This is a genomic window from Streptomyces sp. NPDC048370 (assembly GCF_043200825.1).
Taxonomy (GTDB): domain Bacteria; phylum Actinomycetota; class Actinomycetes; order Streptomycetales; family Streptomycetaceae; genus Streptomyces.
In genome coordinates this window covers 190,092-214,687 of record NZ_JBICYI010000002.1, presented here as the reverse complement: position 1 = coordinate 214,687, position 24,596 = coordinate 190,092, and the positions used below count along the sequence as shown (strand labels likewise).

Sequence of the window (24,596 nt, the reverse complement as noted above, 5' to 3'; positions counted from 1 at the left end):
GCGCATGCCCGCCGCACCGCCCCGATCCCGAGCCGTACCCCCGCCTGAGCCACCAGGCCCGATCCTGAGCCGTCCGTCCCCGCGTGACCCGCACGCCTGACCCGCACGCGCTGATCCTGAGCCACCCGCCCCCGCAGGCTTCCGCAGGGCGATCTTCGCGTGTTAGCAAGAGACATGACCGCACAGCGCTCGTACGACGCCGTCATCGTCGGCGGTGGCCACAACGGACTCGTCGCCGCCGCCTACCTGGCCCGGGCCGGACGCACCGTCCTCGTCCTGGAACGCCTCGGCTCCACCGGTGGCGCCGCCGTGTCCACCCGGCCCTTCGCCGGCGTCGACGCCCGGCTCTCCCGCTACTCCTATCTGGTCTCGCTCCTGCCGGGGAAGATCGTGAGCGAGCTGGGGCTGCGGTTCGCCGTGCGGAAACGGTCCATCTCCTCGTACACCCCGACGGGCGACGGCGGGCTGCTCGTCGGCGGGGGAGAGGACCGGACCCGCGCCTCCTTCGCGGCCCTCACCGGCTCCGACCGCGAGTACGAGGCGTGGCAGGCGTTCTACGGCCGTACGGCACAGGTCGCCGAGCGGGTCTTCCCCACACTCACCGAGCCGCTGCCCACCCGCGCAGAGCTCCGCTCGCTCGTCGACGACGAGACCTCCTGGCGGATGCTCTTCGAGCAGCCGATCGGCGCCGCCGTCGAGGAGACCTTCGCCGACGACCTCGTCCGGGGCGTCGTCCTCACCGACGCCCTGATCGGCACCTTCGCCGACGCCCACGACCCCTCGCTGCTCCAGAACCGCTGCTTCCTCTATCACGTCATCGGCGGCGGCACCGGCGACTGGGACGTACCCGTCGGCGGCATGGGCGCCCTCACCGACGCGCTCGCGGCCGCCGCCCGCGCGGCGGGCGCGGAGATCCGCACCGGCCACGAGGCCGTCCGGATCGAGACCGACGGCGCACGCGCCGAGGTCACCTACCGCACGGCGGACGGGGAGGGCGTGGTCGCGGCGGAGCACGTACTCGTCAACGCCTCGCCGCAGGCACTCGCCGACCTCCTCGGCGAGACGCCCCCGCCACCCGCCGAAGGTGCCCAGCTCAAGGTGAACATGCTGCTCACCCGGCTGCCCCGGCTCCGCGACCGTTCCGTCGACCCGCGCGAGGCGTTCGCCGGGACCTTCCACATCGCCGAGGGATACGGCCAGTTGGCCACCGCGTACGCCGAGGCCGCCGCCGGCCGGCTGCCCGCCGCGCCGCCCTCCGAGATCTACTGCCACTCGCTGACCGACCCGAGCATCCTCGGCCCGGAACTCGCAGGCCGGGGCTACCAGACGCTCACCCTCTTCGGGCTGCACACCCCCGCCCGGCTGTTCGCCGCCGACAACGACGGAGCCCGCGCCGCCCTCCTCAAGGCGACCCTCGCCGAACTCGACGCCGTCCTCGACGAGCCGCTCGCCGACTGTCTCGCCCTCGACGCCGAGGGCAGGCCCTGCATCGAGGCGAAGACCCCGCTCGACCTCGAACGCGACCTGAGGCTGCCCGGCGGTCACATCTTCCACCGCGACCTCTCCTTCCCCTACGGGGAAGAGGGCACCGGCCGCTGGGGCGTCGAGACCGCCCACGCCAACGTCCTGCTCTGCGGCGCGGGGGCCGTCCGGGGCGGCGGGGTCAGCGGCGTCCCCGGCCACAACGCGGCGATGGCGGCGCTCGGACGGTGACGGTCGCGCCCTCCCCGGCAAGGGCGTGAAGCTCACCTGTGGCGGTGCTTAAGAAAACCTCGATGGACCGCGAGGCTGACGTACGGAAGATTTCCTTCAGGGATCTTGGGCACGGAACCGTGCCGGGACCCCGAAGGTCACAGGACACGCACGTCGGGAGCCATGACATTGAAGGCGCTGGTCAAGCACAAGGCAGAACCCGGACTCTGGCTCATGGACGTGCCGGAGCCGGAGATCGGCGCCGGAGACGTACTGATCAAGGTCAAGCGGACCGGTATCTGCGGGACCGATCTCCACATCCGCTCCTGGGACGGCTGGGCCCAGAAGACCATCGCCACACCCCTGACCCTCGGCCACGAGTTCGTCGGCGAGGTCGTCGAGACCGGCCGTGACGTCGCGGACATCGCGATCGGCGACCTGGTCAGCGGCGAGGGCCACCTCGTCTGCGGCAAGTGCCGCAATTGTCTGGCCGGCCGCCGCCACCTCTGCCGCGCCACCGTCGGCCTCGGCGTCGGCCGCGACGGCGCGTTCGCCGAGTACGTCGCCCTGCCCGCGTCCAACGTCTGGGTGCACCGCGTCCCGGTCGACCTCGACGTCGCCGCGATCTTCGACCCGTTCGGCAACGCCGTGCACACCGCGCTCTCCTTCCCGCTCGTCGGCGAGGACGTCCTCGTCACCGGCGCGGGCCCGATCGGCATCATGGCCGCCGCGGTCGCCAAGCACGCCGGCGCGCGCCACGTCGTCATCACCGACGTCAGCGAGGAGCGCCTCGACCTCGCCCGCAAGGCGGGCGTCTCGCTCGCGCTCAACGTCGCCGAGCAGACGATCGCCGACGGCCAGCGCACGCTGGGCCTCAAGGAGGGCTTCGACGTCGGCCTCGAGATGTCCGGCAACCCGCGCGCGATGCGCGACATGGTCGCGAACATGACCAACGGCGGCAAGATCGCCATGCTGGGCCTGCCCGCGGAGGACTTCGCCGTCGACTGGGCGAAGATCGTCACCTCGATGATCACCATCAAGGGCATCTACGGCCGCGAGATGTTCGAGACCTGGTACGCGATGTCGGTCCTCCTGGAGGGCGGCCTCGACCTCGCCCCGGTGATCACAGGGCGCTACGCGTACTCCGACTTCGAGGCAGCCTTCGACGACGCCGCGTCCGGCAAGGGCGGCAAGATCATCCTCGACTGGACCGTCTGATCACCGTCCTGGTCACCGACCTGGTCACCGTCTTGATCACGCTCCTGATCACCCCTCTCCTCGCGTCCGATCTTCTCTAAGGAACCCACCATGTTCGACTCCGTACGCGACGACGTCCGCACCACCCTCGACGAGATCCGCGCCGCCGGACTGCACAAGCCCGAGCGCGTCATCGGCACCCCCCAGTCCGCGACGGTCGCCGTCACCGCCGGCGGGCAGCCCGGTGAGGTGCTGAACTTCTGCGCCAACAACTACCTCGGCCTCGCCGACCACCCCGAGGTCATCGCCTCCGCCCACGAGGCGCTGGACCGCTGGGGCTACGGCATGGCGTCCGTGCGCTTCATCTGCGGTACGCAGGAGGTGCACAAGGAGCTGGAGGCCCGGCTGTCCTCCTTCCTCGGCCAGGAGGACACGATCCTCTACTCCTCCTGCTTCGACGCCAACGGCGGCGTCTTCGAGACGCTGCTCGGCCCCGAGGACGCCGTCATCTCCGACGCCCTCAACCACGCCTCGATCATCGACGGCATCCGGCTCTCCAAGGCCCGCCGCTTCCGCTACGCCAACCGCGACATGGCCGACCTGGAGCAGCAGCTCAAGGAGGCCACCGAGGGCGGTGCCCGCCGCAAGCTGATCGTCACCGACGGCGTGTTCTCCATGGACGGCTACGTCGCCCCGCTCGGCGAGATCTGCGACCTGGCCGAGCGTTACGACGCCATGGTCATGGTCGACGACTCCCACGCGGTCGGCTTCGTCGGCCCCGGCGGGCGCGGCACCCCCGAGCTGCACGGCGTCATGGACCGCGTCGACATCATCACCGGCACCCTCGGCAAGGCCCTCGGCGGCGCCTCCGGCGGCTACGTCGCCGCCCGCGCCGAGATCGTCGCCCTGCTGCGCCAGCGCTCGCGGCCGTACCTCTTCTCCAACACCCTCGCCCCGGTCATCGCCGCCGCCTCCCTCAAGGTCCTCGACCTGCTGGAGTCGGCCGGTGACCTGCGCGAGCGGCTGCGCGCCAACACCGAGCTCTTCCGCACCCGGATGACCGCCGAGGGCTTCGACATCCTCCCCGGCGACCACGCCATCGCGCCCGTGATGATCGGGGACGCGTCGGAGGCCGGGCGCATGGCGGAGCTGCTCCTGGAGCGCGGCGTGTACGTGATCGGCTTCTCGTACCCCGTGGTTCCGCAGGGCCAGGCCCGTATCCGCGTGCAGCTCTCGGCGGCCCATTCGTCCGATGATGTGAACCGGGCTGTGGACGCGTTCGTCGACGCGCGCGCCGCCCTGCGAGACTAGGGGAATGATCGAAGCGCGGCGGCTGCACATCCTCCGAGCGGTGGCCGACCACCGCACGGTCACGGCGGCTGCCGCCGCGCTCTACCTGACCCCTTCCGCCGTCTCGCAGCAGCTCGCCGCCCTTGAGCAGGAGACCGGCCACCGGCTGGTCGAGCGCAATGCCCGAGGGGCCCGGCTCACCCCGGCCGGCGAGATCCTGCTCAGCCACGCCAACGCCGTCCTCGCCCAGCTGGAGCGCGCCGAGTCCGAACTGGCCGCGTACGGATCGGGCGAGGCCGGCACGGTCACGGTGGCGGCCTTCGCCACCGGCATCGGCCTGGTCGTCGCCCCCGCCATCACCGGCCTCGCCCGCACCGCGCCCGGCATCCGGGTCCGTGTGCGGGACGCGGAGGGCGACGAGAGCCTGCTGATGGTCCTGGACCGCCAGGTCGACGTCGCCGTGGCCGTCGAGTACCGGGGCGCGCCCGGCGAGGACGACGCGCGGCTGACCCGCGTACCGCTCTACGCAGAGCCCTTCGACGCCGTCCTGCCGCTCGACCACCCGCTCGCCGAGGGCGGTCAGGTCGCCCTCGCCGATCTCGCCAAGGACGCCTGGATCGGCCAGTCCGCGGGCAACCCCTGCCATGACGTGACCGTCCTGGCCTGCGAGTACGCCGGTTTCGCGCCCCGCATCGAGCACTCGTCCGACGACTTCCGCGCGGTCGTCGCCCTCGCCTCCGCGGGCGCGGGGGTCGCGCTCGTGCCGCGCTCGGCGCTGCGGGGCACCACCCTCGACGAGGTGGCGATCCGCCCGGTGGACGGGGTGGCCCCCACCCGTCGCGTCTTCGCGGCGGTACGCAGGGGAGCCGAGCACCATCCCCTGATCAGCCCGGTCCTCGCGGCCCTGCGCGACGCGGCGGGCACGCCGGACTGACGGAGGACGGGCGCGCCCGCCCCTTCTCGGCCCGTCCTTCTCGGCCCGCCCCTTCTCGGCCCGCTTCCTCGGTCCGCCCCCCTCGGCCCGCCGACGCCGTCCGGGCAACGATCAGTCCGCCGACGCCGTCCAGCCGACGGCCTCGATCCGGGACGCGTCCGCCGGTCGCCCGTCGTCGAACAGGGGCCGCCCCGAGGCGTCCAGGAGCCTGAGGGCGTCCACGTACACCCCACGCCCGACGTACCGCTGATCGGTCGCATACCGCCAGCGCAGGCGTACGGCTCCAGCGCCGGTGCCGCTGCCGCCGCCGGTGTGTTCGCCGGCGCCGGCGCCCGCCGGAAGCTCCGCCGCCAGCCGGTGCCAGACCCGTCCCGACCAGCCGCTCACCAAGCCCGCCGGGTGCGGCCGCGGCTCCTGCCCCGTCCGTACGGTGGTGAACGGCACCGGCCCCCACGTCGCGCCGCCGTCCGTGGAGGCCTCCAGATGGGCGGCGTCCACGCTCGGCTCGGTGTCCCACCAGAGCGCGCACTCCAGACGGGCCGCGCCCGGCACCGGCGGCAGGGTCAGCGTCGCGGTCGTCGCGCTCGCCATGCCCGAGAACCACGCCGTACGCCCCCGCGCGGGTCGGACCGGCACGGCGCGGGCCAGGTGGTCGGCGGCGGCGACGCGGGGCGCCGAGCCGGAACGCCACGACCGGACCGGGTGGACCGAGTTGCCGAGGACGACGAGGAACGCGTCCGTGGTCGGGTCGAGGACGAGACTGGTCCCGGTGAAGCCGGTGTGCCCCGCCGAGCGCGGGGTCGCCATCGCGCCCATGTACCAGTGCTGGTAGAGCTCGAACCCGAGGCCGTGTTCGTCACCGGGGAACGCGGTGTTGAAGTCCGTGAACATCAGCTCCACGGACTCGGGGGCCAGGATCCGCGCGTGGCCGTACGCTCCGCCGTTGAGGAGCGTACGGGCGAGGACGGCGAGGTCCCAGGCGCAGGAGAAGACGCCCGCGTGCCCGGCGACCCCGCCCAGGCTGAACGCGTTCTCGTCGTGGACCTCGCCCCACACCATGCCCCGGTCGAGCCCCGACCAGGGGAGCCGGGCGTCCTCGGTCGCCGCGATCTTCGGCCGCCAGGAGAGCGGCGGATTGAAACGCGTGCGGTGCATCCCGAGTGGAGCGGTGATCTCGTTCCGGAGCAGTGTGTCCAGAGTGCGACCGGTGATCTCCTCAAGGATCAGCTGCAGCGCGATCAGATTCAGATCGGAGTAGAGGTAGCGGGTCCCGGGCGCGTTCGCCGGTACCTCCTCCCACAGCAGCCGCAGCTTCCCCTCCCGCGTCGGCTCCTTGTACAGCGGGATCCAGGCGCGGAACCCCGAGGTGTGGGTGAGCAGCTGACGGACCGTGATGTCCTGTTTCCCGCCGCCCCCGAACTCCGGCAGATAGGCCGTGACCCTGGCCTCCAGCTCCAGCGCCCCGCGCTCGATCTGCTGCACCGCCAGGATCGAGGTGAAGAGCTTGGAGACCGAGGCCAGGTCGAAGACCGTGTCCTCGGCCATCGGGATCTGCCGGTCCGCCCGAAGCTCGACACCGGTGTCCGTCGTCTCGTCGTACGCCGCGTACCGCACGGCGTGCCCGATCGGCCGGTGCAGCGCGACCGTCCCGCCCCGCCCGGCGAGCAGCACCGCCCCCGCGTACCACGGGTGCCGGGGGGAGGGGTCGAGGTATCTCTCGGCGTCGGTGACCAGCAGGTCCAGATGGTCAGCGAGCAACCCGGCCCGCTCGGCGGACCCGCGCCGCAGGGTGGTCCTGCCTCCGCCTCGGGGCACGGAGGCCGCGGCGGCCCCCGGAATCGAGCCGACCATCACCGCACCTCCCAGGGCGAGAAGCCGGCCGCCGAACGCCCGGCGACCGATTCCCCGGCCTCCTCTGCCGCCCGCCGCACTCCCTGCCGATTCCTCCGTCATCCCTACCCTCTCCCACGCCACTGAAAGAATCCTTCGGCCACACGCGCAACGCCTGAAACTTTCTTACCGGGGTGGGTGGGGGTCAAGGAAGCGGGCGGCAGGGCAAAGAATCTGACACTGCATCAGAAAATCTCTTCCCTCGGCCGATCCCCTGCGGCATCCTGCCGCCCATGAAGACGGAGCTGAGCCAAAAACTGGGGATCGAGCACGCCATCTTCGGCTTCACGCCCTTCCCCGCGGTGGCCGCCGCCATCACCAGAGCCGGCGGGTTCGGCGTCCTCGGCGCGGTGCGCTACACCGCCCCCGACGACCTCGCCCGCGACCTCGACTGGATGCAGGACCACACCGACGGCCTGCCCTACGGCCTCGATGTCGTCATGCCCGCGAAAAAGGTCGAGGGGGTGAGCGAGGCCGACGTCGAGGCGATGATCCCGGAGGGGCACCGCGAGTTCGTCCGCGCGACCCTCGCCAAACACGGAGTCCCCGAACTCGCCGCGGGCGAGGCCTCCGGCTGGCGCATCACCGGCTGGATGGAGCAGGTCGCCCGCAACCAGCTCGACGTCGCCTTCGACTACCCCATCAAGCTCCTCGCCAACGCCCTCGGCTCTCCGCCCGCCGACGTGGTCCAGCGCGCCCACGACCACGACGTCCTCGTCGCCGCCCTCGCCGGCAGCGCCCGGCACGCCCGCCACCACGCCGAGGGCGGCATCGACATCGTCGTCGCCCAGGGCTACGAGGCCGGCGGCCACACCGGCGAGATCGCCTCCATGGTCCTCACTCCCGAGGTCGTCGACGCCGTCTCGCCCCTGCCCGTCCTCGCCGCCGGCGGCATCGGCAGCGGCGAACAGATCGCAGCGGGGCTCGCCCTCGGCGCCCAGGGCGTCTGGCTCGGTTCCCTCTGGCTCACCACGACCGAGGCCGAACTCCACTCCCGCGCGCTGACCGCCAAACTCCTCGCCGCCGGCTCCGGCGACACCGTCCGGTCCCGCGCCCTCACCGGCAAGCCCGCCCGCCAGTTGCGCACCGAGTGGACCGACGCCTGGGACGACCCGGCGGGCCCCGGCACGCTCCCCATGCCCCTCCAGGGACTGCTGGTCGCCGAGGCCGTCTCCCGTATCCAGAAGTACGAGGTCGGGCCGCTGCTCGGCACCCCCGTCGGCCAGATCGTCGGCCGGATGAACGCCGAACGCAGCGTCCAGCAGGTCTTCGACGACCTGACCCGGGGCTTCGAGAAGGCCATCGACCGCATCAACCGCATCGCGGGAAGGAGCGCCTCATGAGCGAGCAGCAGGCCAACGGCTTCTGGTCCCAGGCGGCCGCCGACCCCTCCCGTACGGTCCTGATCGCACCCGACGGCGAGGAGTGGACCGCCGGGCGCCTGCACGCCGACGCCAACCGGCTGGTCCACGGACTGCGCGCGGCGGGCCTGGAGCGCGGGGACGCCTTCGCCGTCGTCCTGCCCAACGGCGTCGAGTTCCTCGTCGCCCATCTCGCCGCCACCCAGGCCGGGTTCTACCTCGTGCCCGTCAACCACCACCTGGTCGGTCCTGAGATCGCCTGGATCGTCGCCGACTCCGGCGCCAAAGTGCTCCTCGCCCACGAGCGGTTCGCCGCCGCCGCGACCGCCGCCGCCGACGAGGCGGGTCTGCCCGCCACCCACCGCCACGCCGTCGGCGAGATCCCCGGCTTCCGCCCGTACGCCGAACTCCTCGACGGCTTCCCGGAGTCCGCGCCCGAGGACCGCACCCTCGGCTGGGTCATGAACTACACCTCCGGCACCACGGGCCGGCCGCGCGGCATCCGCCGCCCGCTGCCCGGCAAGCTCCCGGAGGAGACGTACCTCGGCGGCTTCCTCGGCATCTTCGGCATCCGGCCCTTCGACGGCAACGTGCACCTCGTCTGCTCGCCGCTCTACCACACGGCCGTCCTGCAGTTCGCGAGCGCGGCCCTGCACATCGGCCATCCGCTCGTCCTCATGGACAAGTGGACGCCCGAGGAGATGCTGCGGCTCATCGACGCGCACGCCTGCACCCACACCCACATGGTCCCGACCCAGTTCCACCGGCTCCTCGCGCTCCCCGACGAGGTGCGCGGCCGCTACGACGTCTCGTCGATGCGGCACGCCATCCACGGCGCCGCGCCCTGCCCCGACCACGTCAAGCGGGCGATGATCGAATGGTGGGGGAGCTGTGTGGAGGAGTACTACGCGGCGAGCGAGGGCGGCGGCGCGTTCGCCACCGCGGAGGACTGGCTGAAGAAGCCGGGGACGGTCGGCAAGGCCTGGCCGATCAGCGAGCTCGCCGTCTTCGACGACGACGGCAACCGGCTGCCGCCCGGTGAACTCGGCACCGTCTACATGAAGATGTCCACGGGCGGATTCGCGTACCACAAGGACAAGGAGAAGACGGCGAAGAACCGCATCGGCGACTTCTTCACGGTCGGCGACCTGGGCGTCCTCGACGAGGACGGCTACCTCTTCCTCCGCGACCGCAAGATCGACATGATCATCTCGGGCGGGGTGAACATCTATCCCGCCGAGATCGAGTCGGCCCTCCTCACCCACCCGGCGGTCGCCGACGCCGCCGCCTTCGGTATCCCGCACGCCGACTGGGGCGAGGAGGTCAAGGCCGTGGTCGAACCGGCCGAGGGGCAGGAGGCGGGGGAGGCCCTCGCCGCCGCGATCCTGGCGCACTGTGAGGAACGCCTCGCCGGCTACAAGCGCCCCAAGTCGGTGGACTTCATCACCACGATGCCCCGCGACCCCAACGGCAAGCTCTACAAGCGCAGGCTCAGGGAGCCCTACTGGGAGGGCCACGAGCGCCCGCTCTGAGCCCGGCCCCGGCCGATGGCGACGGCACCCTGACGGCCGACCGCGACAGCACCCCGACGCTCGATCGCGACAGCACCCTGACGGCCGACCGCGCAACCCGGGCGAATGCCGCTTTGTGGCAGGATGCTGATCATGAGTTCGAGCACGGCAGGCCTGGCACGGCAGTGGACGACATGGGGACCGGTCGTGGCGGCCGTCGACCTCGCGCTGACCTGGGGGCGTGATCTGGCCGGCTTCGGGGTCGTGATCGCGGCCGTCTGTCTGATCGCCGCCGTGCTCGCCGCCGTCCACCACGCGGAGGTCGTCGCCCATCGCGTCGGGGAGCCCTTCGGTTCGCTCGTCCTCGCCGTCGCCGTCACCGTCATCGAGGTCGGACTGATCGTCACCCTCATGGCGGGCGGCGGCGAGAAGACCTCCACGTACGCCAGGGACACCGTCTTCGCGGCCGTCATGATCACCTGCAACGGCATCGTCGGACTCTCGGTGCTCGTCGGAGCCCTCCGCAACCGCGTCGCCGTCTTCAACGCCGAGGGCTCGGGCGGCGCCCTCGCCACCGTCTGCACCCTCGCGACCATGACCCTGGTCCTGCCGACGTTCACGACGAGCCACGCGGGGCCCGAGTTCTCCGGCGCCCAGCTGGCCTTCGCCGCCGTGGCCTCCATCTGCCTGTACGGGGTCTTCGTCGCCGTCCAGACCTTCCGGCACCGCGACTACTTCCTACCGGTCCCCCGCGAAGGGCACGACTCCGAGGACGAGCACGCCGACCCTCCGACCGACAAGCAGACCTGGTTCAGCCTCGGCCTTCTCGTCCTCGCGCTCGTCGCCGTCGTCGGCCTGGCCAAGCTCATCTCGCCCACCATCGAGGACGGCGTGGAGTCCGCCGGACTGCCCAAGGCCGTCGTCGGCGTGATCATCGCCCTGATGGTGCTGCTCCCGGAGACCCTCGCCGCCGTCCGCGCCGCGCGCCGGGACCGCATGCAGACCAGCCTCAACCTCGCGTACGGCTCCGCGATCGCCAGCATCGGCCTCACGATCCCTTCGATCGCGCTCGCCTCCATCTGGCTGTCCGGGCCCCTGGTCCTGGGCCTCGGGGCGGTCCACATGGTCCTGCTCGTGCTCACCGCCGTCGTGAGCGCCCTGACCGTCGTACCCGGCCGCGCCACCCTGCTCCAAGGCGGCGTCCACCTCTCCATCTTCGCCGCATTCATCTTCCTGTCGTTCAGCCCCTGACCCCGAAGACCTCGCGTGCGCCCCGGTACGTGACCCGCGACTCCCGCCCCGACCTCCGCCGGGCCCGGGGTACTTGACCCGTACCCCGGGGCGGCCGAGGATCCCGCCATGGAACGACTCCTCTCCCGCACCGTCGACGGCGTCCTGCGCGCGAGCGCCCAGCGAACCCCCGAGCGGATCGCCGTGCGGTACGCGGACCGGTCCTGGACCTACGCGGAGCTGGACGCGGCCGTCACCACCGCCGCCGCCGTGCTCCGGGAGCGCTACGAGCTGCCGGAGCACGCCCGCGTCGCGACCTACGGCCACAACTCCGACGCGTACCTGATCGCCTTCCTGGCCTGCTCGCGGGCGGACCTGATCCACGTCCCGGTCAACCACCACCTCACCGGCGACGACCTCGACTACATCCTGCGCCAGTCGGGGAGTTCGCTCGTCCTCGCCGACCCCGCGCTCGCCGCCCACGTCCCCGCCGACCTGCCCGTCCGTGCCCTGCGGGACACCGACGACTCCTTCCTCACCGCCCTCGCCGAACCCGACACGTACGACACCGACCGCGACGCCCGCGAGTACGTCCAGCTCCTCTACACCTCGGGGACGACGGCGCTGCCCAAGGGCGCCCGGATGACGCACCGGGCGCTGGTCCACGAGTACGCGAGCGCCATCGAGGCCCTGGACCTGCGCGCGGACGACAAGCCGGTCCACTCGCTGCCGCTCTACCACTCCGCGCAGATGCACGTCTTCCTGCTGCCGTACCTCGCGGTCGGCGCGGAGAACACGATCGTGGACGGCCCGGACCCCAAGGTCCTGTTCGACCTGATCGAGGCGGGCCGCGCGGACAGCTTCTTCGCACCGCCGACGGTATGGATCGGCCTGTCCAACCACCCGGAGTTCGCGACGCGCGACCTCTCCGGCCTCCGCAAGGCGTACTACGGCGCCTCGATCATGCCCGTGCCCGTCCTGGAACGGCTGCGCGAACGGCTCCCCGGGCTGCGCTTCTACAACTGCTTCGGCCAGTCCGAGATCGGCCCGCTCGCCACCGTCCTCGGCCCGGACGAGCACGAGGGCCGCATGGACTCCTGCGGGCGACCCGTCCGCCACGTCGAGGCGATGGTCGTCGACGAGCACGGCGAGGAGGTGGCGGACGGCACGCCCGGCGAGATCGTCTACCGCTCACCGCAGCTGTGCGACGGCTACTGGGACAAGCCCGAGGAGACCAAGGAGGCCTTCCGCGACGGCTGGTTCCGCTCCGGCGACCTCGCGGTGCGCGACGCCGAGGGCTACTACACGGTCGTGGACCGGGTGAAGGACGTCATCAACTCCGGGGGAGTCCTGGTCGCCTCCCGCCAGGTCGAGGACGCTCTCTACACCCACCCCGCGGTCGCCGAGGTCGCCGTCGTCGGCCTCCCCGACGACCGCTGGATCGAGGCGATCACGGCCGTGGTCGTCCCGCGCGCGGACATCACCGAGACCGAACTGCTCACCCACGCCCGCGAGAAGCTCGCCCACTTCAAGGCCCCGAAGAAGATCCTCTTCGTGGACGAACTCCCGCGCAACGCGAGCGGAAAGATCCTGAAGCGGGAGCTGCGGGACCGCTTCCGGGAGGGCGAGGCGGCGGACACGGTCTGAGACGGGTGGCGCCATCAGGCTCGGCTCAGCTCGGCTGAGCCTGATTCAGCTCAGCTCAGCTCAGCTCAGCCCAGCCCAGCTCGGCTCAGCCTGGCTCAGCTCGGTTCTGCTCGGTTCTGCTCGGTTCTGCTCGGCTGAGCACGGTTCAGCCGGTGGCGCGATCCACCTCGATCTCGCCCTTCACCTCGCGTGCGATGCGGTGCCACTGATCTTCGCCACCGGGCAGGGGCCAGGTCCAGGTCGGCTGTTTCGCGGTGTTCAGGTCGTCGTGCTGCCGTGGCACCCCCGGCGGCCCCGGAGAGCACCTCGGACACGGGCCGCGTAGGGGTCCTCAGGCTCTCACCAGAGCATCGAGTACTTTCGGCCCTGCACCACACCGATGACGATCCCGAGGGCGCCCAACTCGATGAAGAACCACGGGACTGCTGTGGCGGGGCCGTAGGTCACCCAACCCCAGACGAGCACGGCGAGGTGGGCGACGGTGGCAGTGAGGCGGGCGACGATGAGCGGGCCCTGCTCGTAGTCCGGATCGATCCGTCCCACCCAGAAGATCCACAGCAGGATGACGAAGCCCGTGGCGGACGCGCCCACGGTCATGGCGGTGGTCCACGCGCCTCCGTCGTTGAGATACAGCAACGCCGCTGTGCCACCGGCGAGATAGACGAGGGCCCTGAGGGTCGTCCTGGCCCAAGATCGCCGAACGTACGCGATCCGGGCCTGTCGCTCGGCCTCGGCGTGCGCCGCATGAACGTGTTGCGTCACCAGGAAGTCGCGTATGAGCCCGTACGAGGCCGGTAACCGGTAGTCGTCCATGCGGCGAGGGTAGTAGCCGCTCCGGCGGCGAACCAGGCCTTGCGCATCACTGCCGGCGAGGCTGTCGACCACCTGGCCGACGGGCCGTCCGGCGCGCTATGGGTTGTCCTCAACTCCGATGATATCGAGTGCAGTTGTGGTTCGGAGCCACGGTTCAGGCGGCACTCGGGTCGGGGACCCAGCCCGGTGTCCTGGGCCCAGGCGTCGGCGCGGCGGATGATGTCCCATACGACGGCGTCCTTCGCCTGGACATAGCCGGGGCGGTCGTCGTGGAACGCGATCTCGATGCGTTCTCCCGCAGTTGGCAGTGTTCCACGGTTCACTCCGGGCGCGTGACGAGCCCGGCCAGTCATTAAGTAGAGCGATCGTTTTAGACCTGTGCTAGCTTCTAGCTCGTCACTGGATAGAGCGTTCGTTCTACTCTTCCTTCAGGGGGATTCACTCATGCGCAAGAACTCCGTCACCGTCATCGGCCTCGGCCCCATGGGCCAGGCCATGGCCGGCGCCTACCTCGAGCAGGGCTTCCACGTCACCCTGTGGAACCGCACCGCCTCCCGCGCCGACGAGCTCGTGCGCCGCGGCGCCGTCCTCGCCGCCTCGCCCGCCGAGGCGATCGCCGCCAACGAGGTCGTCGTGCTCAGCCTCACCGACTACGAGGCGCTGTACGCCGTACTGGACGGGGTCGACCCCGCCGTCCTGGCCGGACGGGTCCTCGTCAACCTCAGCTCCGACACCCCGCGCCGCGCCCAGGAGGCCGCCGAGTGGGCGCGGGAGCGTGGTGCCGTCCAGCTCACGGGTGGGGTGCTCGTGCCGCCCTCCGGGATCGGTCGCCCCGGCTCCTCCGCCTACTACAGCGGCCCCCGCGAGGTCTTCGAGGCTCACCGCCCCACCCTCGAAGTGCTCACCGCCGCCGACCACCGAGGCGAGGACCCTGGCCTCGCCGCGCTCTTCTACCAGCTCAACATGGTCATGTTCTGGACCGCCCTGAGCTCCTACTGGCAGGCCATCGCCCTCGCCGACGCGCACGGCATCAAGGCCGCCGACCTGCTTCCCACCGCCGTCGGCGCCCTGGACATGAAGCAGTTCCTGGAGTTCTACGCACCCCGCGTCGACGCGGGCGACCACTCCGGGGACGTCGACCGGCTCGCGATGGGGCTCGCCAGCGCCGAACACGTCCTGCACACCGTCCTCGACGCCGGCGTCGACGCGGCGCTTCCCGCCGCCGTCGTCGACCTCTTCCGGCGGGGCGTCGAGGCCGGGCGCGGCGGCGACAGCAGCTCCAGCCTCGTGGAGGTGCTCAAGCGGCCCGCCGTCTGAAGGCGTGAGTGAACGCGTGAACGGGTGAACGGGTGAACGCGCCGACGCCCGGCGCGTTCGGACCGCGCGTGAGCCCTGCGCGTTTGGACCGCGCGTGAGCCGTGGGTGTTCGGACCGCGCGTGAGCCCCGGCCGTTCAGCCCTGCCTGAGGTCCACGATCCGCTTGATCTTGCCGACGGACCGCTCCAGCGTCTCGGGGTCGACGACCTCGACCCCGACCGAGACGCCGATGCCGTCCTTGCAGGCCGCCGCGATCGAGCGGGCCGCCTCCGCGCGCTCCTCGGGGGTGGCGTCCGGGCGGGCCTCGGCCCGGATCGTCAGGGCGTCGAGCCGGCCCTCGCGGGTCAGCTTCAGCTGGAAGTGCGGGGCCACGCCGGGCGTCCGCAGCACGATCTCCTCGACCTGCGTGGGGAAGAGGTTCACCCCGCGCAGGATCACCATGTCGTCGCTGCGGCCCGTGACCTTCTCCATCCGCCGGAACACCCGCGCCGTGCCCGGCAGCAGGCGCGTCAGGTCCCGCGTGCGGTACCGGATCACGGGCATGGCCTCCTTGGTGAGGGAGGTGAACACCAGCTCGCCCTCCTCACCGTCCGGCAGCACCTCGCCCGTGAACGGGTCCACGATCTCCGGGTAGAAGTGGTCCTCCCAGATGTGCAGGCCGTCCTTGGTCTCCACGCACTCCTGCGCGACGCCCGGGCCCATCACCTCCGACAGTCCGTATATGTCGACGGCGTCGATCGCGAACCGCTCCTCGATCTCCCGCCGCATCGCCTCCGTCCACGGCTCCGCGCCGAAGATGCCCACCTTCAGCGAGGTCGTCCGCGGATCCACGCCCTGCCGCTCGAACTCGTCGAGCAGCGTCAGCATGTACGAGGGCGTCACCATGATGATCTCGGGCCGGAAGTCCTGGATCAGCTGGACCTGGCGGGCCGTCATGCCGCCCGAGGCCGGGATGACCGTACAGCCGAGCCGCTCGGCGCCGTAGTGCGCCCCGAGTCCGCCGGTGAACAGGCCGTATCCGTACGCCACATGGACCTTGTGGCCCGGCCTGCCGCCCGCCGCGCGGATCGAGCGGGCCACCACGTCGGCCCAGGTGTCCAGGTCGCGGTCGGTGTAGCCGACCACCGTCGGACGGCCCGTGGTCCCGCTGGAGGCGTGGATGCGTCGGACCTCGGACTGATCGACGGCGAACATCCCGAAGGGGTACTGGTCCCGCAGATCGGTCTTGACGGTGAAGGGGAAGCGGGCGAGGTCGGCGAGGGAGCGGCAGTCGTCGGGGTGCAGCCCGGCCTTGTCGAAGGACTGCCGGTAGAAGCCCACGTTCTCGTAGGCGTGCCGCAGGGTGGACCGCAGTCGTTCCAGCTGGAGCGCCGCCAGCTCCTCGCGTCCGAGTCGTTCGCCGCTGTCCAGCAGATCCGTCATGCCGCGCCCACTCCCGTTCATTCACTCTGAACTGGTCATCAATCGGACTACCGATCATTCGGTAGATCCTCTCGAGGGTCAGTAAATCGGCCCGGACCCGGTGCCTGGCAAGAGGGTGGCGCCGAGTTTTTGATTCCGTGAGCGGGTGATTACGCTCGGTCGCCGTGACTCTCTGGCTGCTCAACCATCTCAGCACCTCCGCCCTCGGCCTTCTGGTCGTCGGCGGCACGGTTCTCGTCTCCCTGGCCGGGAGTGTCCTCCTGCGTCGCAGGTACCCCCGACTCGCCGACGGTGAGCACAACGACATGGTGGGCGTCGTGCTCGGGATGTTCGGCGCGATCTACGGGATCATCCTCGCCTTCGTGATCGTCACGCTGTGGACGCAGATGGAGAACACCCAGAACGTCGTCGCCGCCGAGGCCACCGGCGTCGCCCTGGTCGTGCGCGACGCCCGGGCCTTCCCGCCCGAGGCGCGCGCCCGGGTGGACGCCGCCGCGTCCGGCTACGTCCACGGCGTCGTCGAGGTGCAGTGGCCGCTCATGCGGGAGGGGGCCGCGGACTACTCCGCCACGAACGCCAAGCTCGACGCCCTGTACGACGCGCTGCAGGCGTACGAGCCCTCCACCGAGTCGGAGAAGGTCTTCTACGCACAGGCCGCCGGCACCCTGGACGACGTGGCAGGCGAACGCAGGGCCCGGATCACCATGGCCGGCCAGCAACTACCGCTGCTCCTCCAGCTCCTTGCCGTCGGCGGCGCCCTCGTCATCATCCCGCTGACCTTCCTCTACGGGATGCGGAGCCGACGCATGCAGCTCCTCTTCGTCGGAGCGGTCGCGGCGCTCGTCGGCTTCAGCCTCCTGCTCGTCGTCGTCCTCGACCGGCCGTTCGTGGGCGACCTGAGCGTCAGCCCCGCGCCGTACCGCGAGGGCGCCCTTGCCCCCTTCTGGGAGCCCGCGACGGAAGGTCTTGTACGACGCTGACAACTCTCCCGCCACCACGGATACCGTAAGATCACACAATTGAGTGTGTTTGATCGTCTTTCTGATCGTTCTGTACACACAGGGGGAAATCGGAGGGAACCAGAGGTCCGAACGGCGGCAGTCCCCGCCCCGGGCGGACCCCGTTCGCCCTTCCGGACGTAAAGGACCCCCATGCCCGTCCTGTGCCGTCCCGCCGTCGCCGTCCCCGAGCACACCATCACCCAGGAAGAGACCCTCGACCTGGCCCGGAAGCTGCATGCCGGACACGCGCAACTCCCGCTCGTGCTCCGCCTCATCGGCAACACCGGCGTCGCCCGACGCCACCTCGTGCAGCCCATCGAACACACGCTGGCCCATCCCGGTTTCGAGGCGCGCAACGCCATGTACGAAACCCAGGCCAAGGCGCGCGTGCCCGCCGTCGTCGACGAGGCGCTCGCCCACGCGGGCCTGTCGGCCCGGGACATCGACCTGATCGTCTACGTCTCCTGCACCGGCTTCATGATGCCCTCGCTCACGGCCTGGATGATCAACAACCTGGGGTTCCGCAACGACACCCGCCAGATGCCGATCGCCCAGCTCGGCTGCGCGGCCGGCGGCGGCGCCATCAACCGCGCCCACGACTTCTGCGCCGCCTACCCCGGTGCCAACGCCCTCATCGTGGCCTGCGAGTTCTGCTCCCTCTGCTACCAGCCCACCGACCTCACGGTCGGCAACCTCCTCTCCAACGGCCTGTTCGGCGACGCGGTCGCCGCCGCCGTGATCCGGGGGACGGGCGGTGTCGGCGTCCGGCTCCAAGGGAACGGCTCGCACCTGGTGCCCGACAGCGAGGACTGGATCGCGTACAAGGTCCGCGAGACCGGCTTCCACTTCATGCTCGACAAGCGCGTCCCCGGCACGATGGAGCAGCTCGCCCCCGCCCTCGTCGACCTCGCCGCCCGGCACGGACAGGACGCGGGCGCCCAGGACTTCTACATCATCCACGCCGGCGGGCCCCGCATCCTCGACGATCTCGGCCGCCACCTCAAGGTCGCACCGGAGGCCTTCCGCTTCAGCCGCGCCACTCTGACGGAGTACGGCAACATCGCGAGCGCCGTCGTCCTGGACGCGCTGCGCCGACTCTTCGAGGACGGCGGGCCCCCGCCCGGCTCGCGCGGCCTGATCGCGGGCTTCGGCCCCGGGATCACGGCCGAGATCTCGCTCGGCCGCTGGACCGGAGACCATCCGGCGGACGAGGTCCGTCTCGAGTCCATCGGCCGTGACTCCAGCCCTCGTGAGCGCATCCGCCGTGAGTCGATCCACCTGGACCCGCCACCACGTGCGACCACGCCCGCCCCCGTGTCGACGGTCGCTCCCCGCCGCGCGCCGCTACCGACAGCCTCCGCCACCGCGGACCCCACTCCGGACCCCGCTCCCGCTCCGGTCCCCGTCCCCGCTCCCGTCCCCACCTCCATCCCCACCCCCACCCCCGCGCCCACGGTCCTCGCCGTGCGGACCACTCCCTCCCCGTCCCTCGCGTCGCCGAACGGCCCCGCACCCGCGAAAGTCGCCTCATGACCACCACTGCCACCCCCCAGTCCGCCGACTCCCCACGCGTCCACTTCTGGGCCGTGCCCGACCTCACCGGCCTCGACTTCGACCCCCTCCTCGCCAAGCTGCTCCACGAGGACCCCGTCACCCGGGTCCGGCTGCCGCACGGCGAAGGGCACGCCTGGCTGGTGACCCGCTACGAGGACGTCAAGTTCGTCTCCGTCGACCCCCGGTTCAGCCGCCAGGCCGTCTTCGGCCGCCAGATCACCCGGCTCGCCCCGCACTTCATCCCGATGGACGGGGCCGTCGGCTTCGCCGACCCGCCCGACCACACGCGCATGCGGCGCGTCGTCGCCCGGGCCTTCTCCGCCCGCGCGCTCGCCGCCCTGCGCGACCACGCCCAAGCCACCATGGACCGGCTCCTCGACGCCGTGGAGGAACAGGGCGCCCCCGCCGATCTGATGGCCATGGTCAACAGGCCGTTCCCGCTCGCCATGGTGAGCGAGCTGATGGGCGTACCGGAGGACGACCAGCAGCTGATGGCGCGGTGGTCCGACACGATCATCTCCGCCGGTGCCGGCCGCGAGGCGAGCGAGCAGGCGAAGGCCCAGATGGCCCAGTACTTCACCGACCTCATCGGCCGCAGCCACGGCACGGGCCGCGAGACCCTCGCCGCCGTCCTCGCCGACGCCGTCGACGACGCGACCCTGGAGGAGCACGAGGCCGTCGGCCTCGCCGTCCTCATCCAGATCGGCGGCGCCCACGCCGTGCGCAACAACAGCGCCAACATGGTCTACGCCCTCCTCACCCACCCCGAGCACCTCGCCCGGCTCCGCGCGGAACCGGAGCTGCTGCCGGAGGCCGTCGACGAGCTGCTCCGCTACATCCCGCACCGCAACGCGGTCGGCCTCTCCCGGATCGCCCTGGAGGACGTCGAGGTCGGCGGTGTTCTCATCCCGGCCGGCGACCCCGTCTACGTCTCGTACCTGACGGCCAACCGCGACCCGGAGGTCTTCCCCAACCCCGAGCGCCTCGACTTCGACCGCGGGTACAACCCGCACGTCGCCTTCGGCCACGGACCGCACTACTGCCCCGGCTCCCAACTCGCCCGCATCGAGTCGGAGATCCTCCTCGACACCCTCTGGAAGCGGTTCCCCGGGCTGCGGCTCGCGGTGCCAGAGGAGGAGATCGAGTGGCAGCGGGGCGCGCTGATCCGCGGCCCCGAGACCCTGCCGGTCACGTGGTGAGAGGACGTACGACACCATGACAGCGATCCACCCTGCCGCCGGACTCGTCGTGCCCCCCGGTCACGGCAAGACCCTGACCACCGCCGCGCAGCGGGTGACGTTCAAGGTCACCGGCGAGCACACCCCGACCGCCTCCACCTTCGAGGTCGAGGTCCCGCCCGGGTTCGACGTGGGCGCCCACACCCACGGCCACAGCGAGGAACTCTTCTACCTCCTCGAAGGGGAGCTCGACGTCCTCGCCTTCGAGCCGCTGGTCCGGACCCCCGACCGTTGGCGGGACTGGGAGTCAGCCTCGGGCGAGCGGGCCGTACGGGCCACCCCGGGCACCCTGATCCTGGTGCCGCCCGGCTGCCCGCACGCCTTCGCCAACCCGACGGGGGAACCCGCCCGGATGCTGTTCCAGGCCTCCCCGCCGCCCGACCACGAGCGGTACTTCGAGGAGCTCATGGAGATCCTCGGCAGCGGGGGAGAGGTCGACCACGCGGCGATCGAGGAGCTCCGCCGCCGCTACGACATCGAGCAGCTTACGCCGCTGCGCCACGCGCCCGGCTGACCACCGGACGGGCCCGGCCCGGCCCGGCCCGGTCCTCGGGGCGCGGAAATGCGATTGCCGTGCCCCGGGGACCGGTGCTGGAGTCTTGGCCCATGGACCACGAAGCGATACTCGCCCTCTACGACCGTCAGCTGCGCCTCGGAGCCCGCCCCGACGGGCCCGGCACGAGGGTGGAGCGTGCCGGGCCCGTCGTACGACAGACGGGCCCGGCCCACGCCTGGAACGGCATCCTCTGGTCCGGCCTCCAGGAGCGGGACGCCGAAGAGGCCGTCGCCGAGCAGATCCGCCACTTCACCAGCCTCGGCCTGCCCTTCGAATGGAAGGTGTACGGCCACGACGGCCCGGCGGACCTCGCCGACCGGCTGCGCGCCGCCGGGTTCACGGCCGAGGACGAGGAGACCCTGATGGTCGCCGAGGGTGCGGCGCTGCCGACCGCCGTGGACCTCCCCGAGGGCGTGCACCTGGTCCCCGTCATGGACGCGGCCGGGGTCGCGCTGGTGACCGAGGTCCACGACCGGGCCTTCGGCGGGGACAGCTCCCACATCGGCCGCCAGCTCCTCGACGCGCTGGCCGCCACGCCCGACACCGTCGCCGCCGTGCTCGCCATGGCGGGCGACGAACCCGTCAGCGCCGCCCGCCTGGAGCTGTACCCCGGCACCGACTTCGCCGGTCTGTGGGGCGGCGGGACGGTCGAAGCCTGGCGGGGCAGGGGCCTCTACCGCGCCCTGGTCGCCTTCCGTACCCGCATCGCCGTCGAGCGGGGCCACCGCTACGTCCAGGTCGACGCGGCCGACACCAGCCGCCCGATCCTCGGACGGCTCGGCTTCACGGCCCTGACGACGACCACGCCGTACGTGTACGTCCCTCAGGGCCGTGAGGGTCTTCAGGGCCTTCAGGGTCTTCAGGGCTCGCAGGGCTCTCAGGGGTAGGCCCGGCGACCCCGCGGGCCGTCGACGACCCGCGTTGACAGGCGGGTGTCGACATGTTGCTATGGTGCGCCGCTCAGCCCGACCTGCGCCGCGCCCCGTCCCGCTCCCGCCCGCGCCGTACGCGGCGGTGAGCCCCAGAACCTGAGCGAGGAACCATGCCGCAGCGCGCTGCCACGATCGTCGGCGGCGGGATCGGGGGACTCGCGGCCGCCATCGCCCTGCACCGCCGGGGCTGGCGCGTCGAAGTCCTCGAAAGGGCTCCGGAGTTCACCGAGATCGGGGCCGGGATCTCCCTCTGGCCCAACGCGCTGCGCGCGCTCGACGCCCTCGGTCTGGCCGACGTCGTACGGCAGCTCGGCGCCGTGGAGGCCTCCGGCGGCGTGCGCGACCGCAGGGGCCGGTGGTTGTCCCGTACGGACAACGCGGAGCTCGTCCGCCGCTTCGGCCATCCGCTGCTCGTCGTGCACCGCGCCGAGCTGCTGGGGGCACTCACCGAGGCGCTGCCCCCGGCCTGCCTCCGTCCCGGCAGCGAGGTCGTCGCCGTCCGCGACGACGACCGGGGACCGGTCGTCGAGCACCGTGGCGGCGTCTCCCGCTCCGACCTCGTCGTCGGAGCCGACGGGCTGCGCAGCGCCGTCCGCCGCACGCTGTGGCCCGATGCCCCCGGCCCCCGGTACGCCGGGTACACCGCCTGGCGCATGGTCACCGAGCCCCTCGCAGAGCCGCCCGCCGAGGGCGCCGCGACCTGGGGCCGGGGCGAGAGGTTCGGCTACACGGCGTTGCCGGGCGGCCGGATGTACTGCTTCGCCACGGCCTCGCTCCCGCCGGGAACGGCCACCCGCTCCACCGACCACGCCGAACTGCTGCGCCGGTTCGGAGCGTGGCCGGACCCGATCCCGGCCCTGCTGGCCGCCGTCCCCGCCGACGCGGTCCTCCGCCACGACCTGTACGAGCTGCCGCCGCTGCCCTCCTTCGTCCACGGCCGGGTCGCGCTGCTCGGCGACGCCGCCCACGCCATGACCCCCAATCTGGGCCAGGGCGCGTGCCAGGCGTTGGAGGACGCGGTGACCCTCGCGGTCTGCCTCGACGGCACCCAGGACACGGCCGCCGCGCTCCGTTCCTACGACCGCCTGCGCCGCCCCAGGACCCAGGCCGTCGCACGCCGCTCCGCGCGGCTCGGCGCGATCGGCCAGCTGGCATGGCCGCCGGCCGTCCTCCTGCGCGACACCGCCGCCCGGTTGACGCCGGAACGGGCGACCCTGCGCTCCATGACACCGGTCCTCGGCTGGACCCCGCCCGGTTCCACAGCCAACGCGAACGCGAACGCGACCGCGACCGAGGCCGCGACCGGGACCGGGACCGGGACCGGGACCGGGACCGAGACTGCGACGACAACCACGACGACGACCGAGACGGAGAACGAGAGCCACTGATGCCGGACTGGACCTATCACCCCCTGCGCGGCGCCGCCGCCGCCGTCGTCGGCACGCGGCGCTCGCAGCGCACCGCGCTGCGGCTGCTGGCCGCGATCGGCTCCCGTCCCGCCGGCGCCCGGCTGATCGCCCGTGGCTTCGGGCACCGCCGTCCGCCGGAGCGGCTCGCCGGGGAGATCGCCGGTGTGCCCGTGGCCGTCCGCCTCGGCATATCCGTACCGCCCTCGCTCGCTCGTGAGTCCGTCCGCGCCATGGCCCCGATCGGGGCCGGTGTCGTCGAGGTTTCGCCCGTCTCGGCCGCCGACGTCGCGACCGTGCGCGAGGCCGCTGCCGGCCGCTCGATCCCGCTGGTCGTCCGTACCACCGACCCGGAGACCGAGGCCGCCCTCGCGGCCCACGTCGACGGCTTCACCGGTGACGACGATCCCCATGTCGTCCGGGTGACCGAGCCGTCCGTCACCGCCACCGCCGCAGCGCTCGACGATCCGAAGGCGGTCGTGCTCGCCCGCCCCCGGGTGCTCGTCGAGGCCGGACCCGGCTGGTTCGCCCGGGTCACGGAGGCCGCCACGCCCACCGCACCCGCGCCAGGGCTACGGGACGTGGGCCGCGACCCGCGCCGCTGGCCCGCCTGGGTGTGGGCGCTGCTCGTCGGACTCGGCATGATCGGCGCAGGACTCGGCGCGGCGGCGATCACGCTCGGGCCCGTACTGCTCCGGTACGACCGCGACTACCTCGGCATGACGCTGCACGAGCTCCATGCCGCCAACCACCACCTCGTGCACTTCCTCCAGCACGACCGGATCACCATGGCCGGCACGATGGTGTCGATCGGCGCCCTCTACACCGGCCTCGCACTGGGAGGGATCAGACGCGGCAGGCCCTGGGCCCGCCAGGCGTACCTGATCTCCGGCGCCATCGGCTTCCCCACCCTCTTCTACTTCCTGGTCACCGGCTTTGTGGAACCCCTCCACACGGCCACCACCCTCGTGCTCTTCCCGATGTTCGTCGCGGGGGTCCGCCGGGCCCCGCACACCCCGCGCTGGCGCCGGATGCCCGAGGGCCCGGAGCCGGAGAGGCGGCGGGCGCTGGTGGGCCAACTCCTGCTCATCGTCACGGGGACGGGCCTGTTCGTCGGCGGGGCTGTCATCTCGGTGGTCGGTCTGACCGGTGTCTTCGTGCCGAGCGACCTGGTCTTCCTGGGCGCCGACACCGAGGCGCTGCGAGCCGTGAACCCGCGGCTCGTCCCGTTCGTCGCCCACGACCGCGCGGGCTTCGGCGGCGCGCTGATGGCCGCGGCCGTGGCGATCACCCTGCTCAGCGCATGGGGCTGGGGGCGGGGCGAGGCCTGGGTGTTCTGGAGCCTGGCCACGGCGGCGGTCTTCGGCTTCCTGCCCGCCGTCGTCGTGCACGGCGCGATCCACTACACGGACTTCCTCCACCTCGCGCCCGTGTACGTCGGCATCCTCGCGACCGCCACCGGCCTGCTCCTCGCCCGTCCCTACCTGTGCGCCAGGACGGTGGATTCCTAGGGCCTCTCGTTTGGATCATGCCGGGCTCGCGGGCCCTGGCACCGTGCCTCGCCGCGTTGTCGTCGGTCGCCAACGCTCCGCGTTGACTCCCTCC

At 71.9% G+C, this 24,596-nt stretch carries 18 protein-coding genes and 1 pseudogene; 16 read left to right on the top strand and 3 right to left on the bottom strand.

Going from position 1 to position 24,596, the window contains the following annotated elements; translation table 11 throughout:
• Positions 1 to 174 precede the first annotated feature (174 nt).
• The 4 genes from ACGFYP_RS04825 (at position 175) to ACGFYP_RS04810 (ending at position 5,113) form a co-directional block, all read left to right on the top strand.
• Entirely contained in the window at positions 175 to 1,713 is a 1,539-nt protein-coding gene (locus ACGFYP_RS04825; protein WP_393486418.1) for a phytoene desaturase family protein, read from the top strand.
• Between the two features lie 168 nt (positions 1,714 to 1,881).
• Entirely contained in the window at positions 1,882 to 2,910 is a 1,029-nt protein-coding gene (tdh, locus tag ACGFYP_RS04820) for an L-threonine 3-dehydrogenase (RefSeq protein WP_393487472.1), read from the top strand.
• Between the two features lie 90 nt (positions 2,911 to 3,000).
• Positions 3,001 to 4,200, top strand: coding sequence for a glycine C-acetyltransferase (locus tag ACGFYP_RS04815; RefSeq protein ID WP_361966337.1), 1,200 nt, complete (start codon positions 3,001 to 3,003; stop codon positions 4,198 to 4,200).
• A 4-nt stretch (positions 4,201 to 4,204) separates the two neighbouring features.
• Entirely contained in the window at positions 4,205 to 5,113 is a 909-nt protein-coding gene (locus ACGFYP_RS04810; RefSeq protein WP_393486415.1) for a LysR family transcriptional regulator, read from the top strand.
• A gap of 111 nt (positions 5,114 to 5,224) precedes the next feature.
• Here ACGFYP_RS04810 and ACGFYP_RS04805 read toward each other — a convergent pair whose 3' ends face one another.
• Complete coding sequence (locus ACGFYP_RS04805) at positions 5,225 to 7,066, bottom strand: serine hydrolase (protein WP_393486412.1); 1,842 nt, start codon at positions 7,064 to 7,066, stop codon at positions 5,225 to 5,227.
• A 170-nt stretch (positions 7,067 to 7,236) separates the two neighbouring features.
• Between ACGFYP_RS04805 and ACGFYP_RS04800 the strand changes: the two genes are divergently transcribed.
• The 4 genes from ACGFYP_RS04800 to ACGFYP_RS04785 all read left to right on the top strand — a co-directional run bounded on the left by ACGFYP_RS04800 (position 7,237) and on the right by ACGFYP_RS04785 (position 12,752).
• On the top strand, positions 7,237 to 8,346 hold the full coding sequence (locus ACGFYP_RS04800) for an NAD(P)H-dependent flavin oxidoreductase (RefSeq protein WP_393486410.1): 1,110 nt from the start codon (positions 7,237 to 7,239) through the stop codon (positions 8,344 to 8,346).
• Complete coding sequence (locus ACGFYP_RS04795) at positions 8,343 to 9,896, top strand: acyl-CoA synthetase (protein WP_393486408.1); 1,554 nt, start codon at positions 8,343 to 8,345, stop codon at positions 9,894 to 9,896. The genes ACGFYP_RS04800 and ACGFYP_RS04795 overlap by 4 nt, the downstream gene beginning before the upstream one ends.
• A gap of 132 nt (positions 9,897 to 10,028) precedes the next feature.
• Positions 10,029 to 11,126 (top strand): ionic transporter y4hA, encoded by a 1,098-nt coding sequence (locus ACGFYP_RS04790; RefSeq protein WP_361966346.1) that lies wholly within the window; start codon positions 10,029 to 10,031, stop codon positions 11,124 to 11,126.
• Between the two features lie 108 nt (positions 11,127 to 11,234).
• A complete protein-coding gene (locus ACGFYP_RS04785; protein ID WP_393486405.1) occupies positions 11,235 to 12,752 on the top strand; it encodes a fatty acyl-CoA synthetase in 1,518 nt (505 codons plus the stop codon).
• A gap of 339 nt (positions 12,753 to 13,091) precedes the next feature.
• Here the strand turns inward: ACGFYP_RS04785 and ACGFYP_RS04780 are convergent, their stop codons facing one another.
• Positions 13,092 to 13,565 carry a hypothetical protein gene (locus ACGFYP_RS04780; protein WP_393486403.1) on the bottom strand — a complete coding sequence of 158 codons (474 nt, stop codon included), beginning with the start codon at positions 13,563 to 13,565 and terminating at the stop codon, positions 13,092 to 13,094.
• Positions 13,566 to 14,009: 444 nt separating this feature from the next.
• On the opposite strand from ACGFYP_RS04780, the gene ACGFYP_RS04775 reads away from it, so the two are divergent.
• Entirely contained in the window at positions 14,010 to 14,882 is an 873-nt protein-coding gene (locus ACGFYP_RS04775; RefSeq protein WP_393486401.1) for an NAD(P)-dependent oxidoreductase, read from the top strand.
• A 135-nt stretch (positions 14,883 to 15,017) separates the two neighbouring features.
• On the opposite strand, the gene paaK is transcribed toward ACGFYP_RS04775, so the two are convergent.
• Positions 15,018 to 16,304 (bottom strand): phenylacetate--CoA ligase PaaK, encoded by a 1,287-nt coding sequence (paaK, locus tag ACGFYP_RS04770; RefSeq protein WP_393486399.1) that lies wholly within the window; start codon positions 16,302 to 16,304, stop codon positions 15,018 to 15,020.
• Positions 16,305 to 16,468: 164 nt separating this feature from the next.
• Between paaK and ACGFYP_RS04765 the strand changes: the two genes are divergently transcribed.
• The 7 genes and pseudogenes from ACGFYP_RS04765 to ACGFYP_RS04735 all read left to right on the top strand — a co-directional run bounded on the left by ACGFYP_RS04765 (position 16,469) and on the right by ACGFYP_RS04735 (position 24,502).
• Complete coding sequence (locus ACGFYP_RS04765; RefSeq protein ID WP_393486397.1) at positions 16,469 to 17,284, top strand: hypothetical protein; 816 nt, start codon at positions 16,469 to 16,471, stop codon at positions 17,282 to 17,284.
• Between the two features lie 171 nt (positions 17,285 to 17,455).
• Positions 17,456 to 18,499: pseudogene (locus tag ACGFYP_RS04760) on the top strand (type III polyketide synthase); the annotation flags it as partial.
• A 335-nt stretch (positions 18,500 to 18,834) separates the two neighbouring features.
• A complete protein-coding gene (locus ACGFYP_RS04755; protein ID WP_393486395.1) occupies positions 18,835 to 20,058 on the top strand; it encodes a cytochrome P450 in 1,224 nt (407 codons plus the stop codon).
• Between the two features lie 16 nt (positions 20,059 to 20,074).
• Entirely contained in the window at positions 20,075 to 20,611 is a 537-nt protein-coding gene (locus tag ACGFYP_RS04750) for a cupin domain-containing protein (RefSeq protein WP_393486393.1), read from the top strand.
• A gap of 92 nt (positions 20,612 to 20,703) precedes the next feature.
• Positions 20,704 to 21,540: a GNAT family N-acetyltransferase gene (locus ACGFYP_RS04745; RefSeq protein ID WP_393486391.1), complete on the top strand. Its 837-nt coding sequence runs from the start codon at positions 20,704 to 20,706 to the stop codon at positions 21,538 to 21,540.
• A 155-nt stretch (positions 21,541 to 21,695) separates the two neighbouring features.
• Positions 21,696 to 22,973 carry an FAD-dependent monooxygenase gene (locus tag ACGFYP_RS04740; protein ID WP_393486389.1) on the top strand — a complete coding sequence of 426 codons (1,278 nt, stop codon included), beginning with the start codon at positions 21,696 to 21,698 and terminating at the stop codon, positions 22,971 to 22,973.
• Positions 22,973 to 24,502: a hypothetical protein gene (locus ACGFYP_RS04735; RefSeq protein ID WP_393486387.1), complete on the top strand. Its 1,530-nt coding sequence runs from the start codon at positions 22,973 to 22,975 to the stop codon at positions 24,500 to 24,502. The genes ACGFYP_RS04740 and ACGFYP_RS04735 overlap by 1 nt, the downstream gene beginning before the upstream one ends.
• The last annotated feature ends 94 nt before the right edge of the window (positions 24,503 to 24,596 follow it).

Excerpts from the sequence above, each read along its gene's own strand:
- ACGFYP_RS04825 (WP_393486418.1), top strand. The coding sequence starts at position 175 with ATGACCGCACAGCGCTCGTACGACGCCGTCATCGTCGGCGGTGGCCAC.
- ACGFYP_RS04815 (WP_361966337.1), top strand. The coding sequence starts at position 3,001 with ATGTTCGACTCCGTACGCGACGACGTCCGCACCACCCTCGACGAGATC.
- ACGFYP_RS04810 (WP_393486415.1), top strand. The coding sequence starts at position 4,205 with ATGATCGAAGCGCGGCGGCTGCACATCCTCCGAGCGGTGGCCGACCAC.
- ACGFYP_RS04805 (WP_393486412.1), bottom strand. The coding sequence starts at position 7,066 with ATGACGGAGGAATCGGCAGGGAGTGCGGCGGGCGGCAGAGGAGGCCGG.
- ACGFYP_RS04800 (WP_393486410.1), top strand. The coding sequence starts at position 7,237 with ATGAAGACGGAGCTGAGCCAAAAACTGGGGATCGAGCACGCCATCTTC.
- ACGFYP_RS04795 (WP_393486408.1), top strand. The coding sequence starts at position 8,343 with ATGAGCGAGCAGCAGGCCAACGGCTTCTGGTCCCAGGCGGCCGCCGAC.
- ACGFYP_RS04790 (WP_361966346.1), top strand. The coding sequence starts at position 10,029 with ATGAGTTCGAGCACGGCAGGCCTGGCACGGCAGTGGACGACATGGGGA.
- ACGFYP_RS04785 (WP_393486405.1), top strand. The coding sequence starts at position 11,235 with ATGGAACGACTCCTCTCCCGCACCGTCGACGGCGTCCTGCGCGCGAGC.
- ACGFYP_RS04780 (WP_393486403.1), bottom strand. The coding sequence starts at position 13,565 with ATGGACGACTACCGGTTACCGGCCTCGTACGGGCTCATACGCGACTTC.
- ACGFYP_RS04775 (WP_393486401.1), top strand. The coding sequence starts at position 14,010 with ATGCGCAAGAACTCCGTCACCGTCATCGGCCTCGGCCCCATGGGCCAG.
- paaK (WP_393486399.1), bottom strand. The coding sequence starts at position 16,304 with ATGACGGATCTGCTGGACAGCGGCGAACGACTCGGACGCGAGGAGCTG.
- ACGFYP_RS04755 (WP_393486395.1), top strand. The coding sequence starts at position 18,835 with ATGACCACCACTGCCACCCCCCAGTCCGCCGACTCCCCACGCGTCCAC.
- ACGFYP_RS04750 (WP_393486393.1), top strand. The coding sequence starts at position 20,075 with ATGACAGCGATCCACCCTGCCGCCGGACTCGTCGTGCCCCCCGGTCAC.
- ACGFYP_RS04745 (WP_393486391.1), top strand. The coding sequence starts at position 20,704 with ATGGACCACGAAGCGATACTCGCCCTCTACGACCGTCAGCTGCGCCTC.
- ACGFYP_RS04740 (WP_393486389.1), top strand. The coding sequence starts at position 21,696 with ATGCCGCAGCGCGCTGCCACGATCGTCGGCGGCGGGATCGGGGGACTC.
- ACGFYP_RS04735 (WP_393486387.1), top strand. The coding sequence starts at position 22,973 with ATGCCGGACTGGACCTATCACCCCCTGCGCGGCGCCGCCGCCGCCGTC.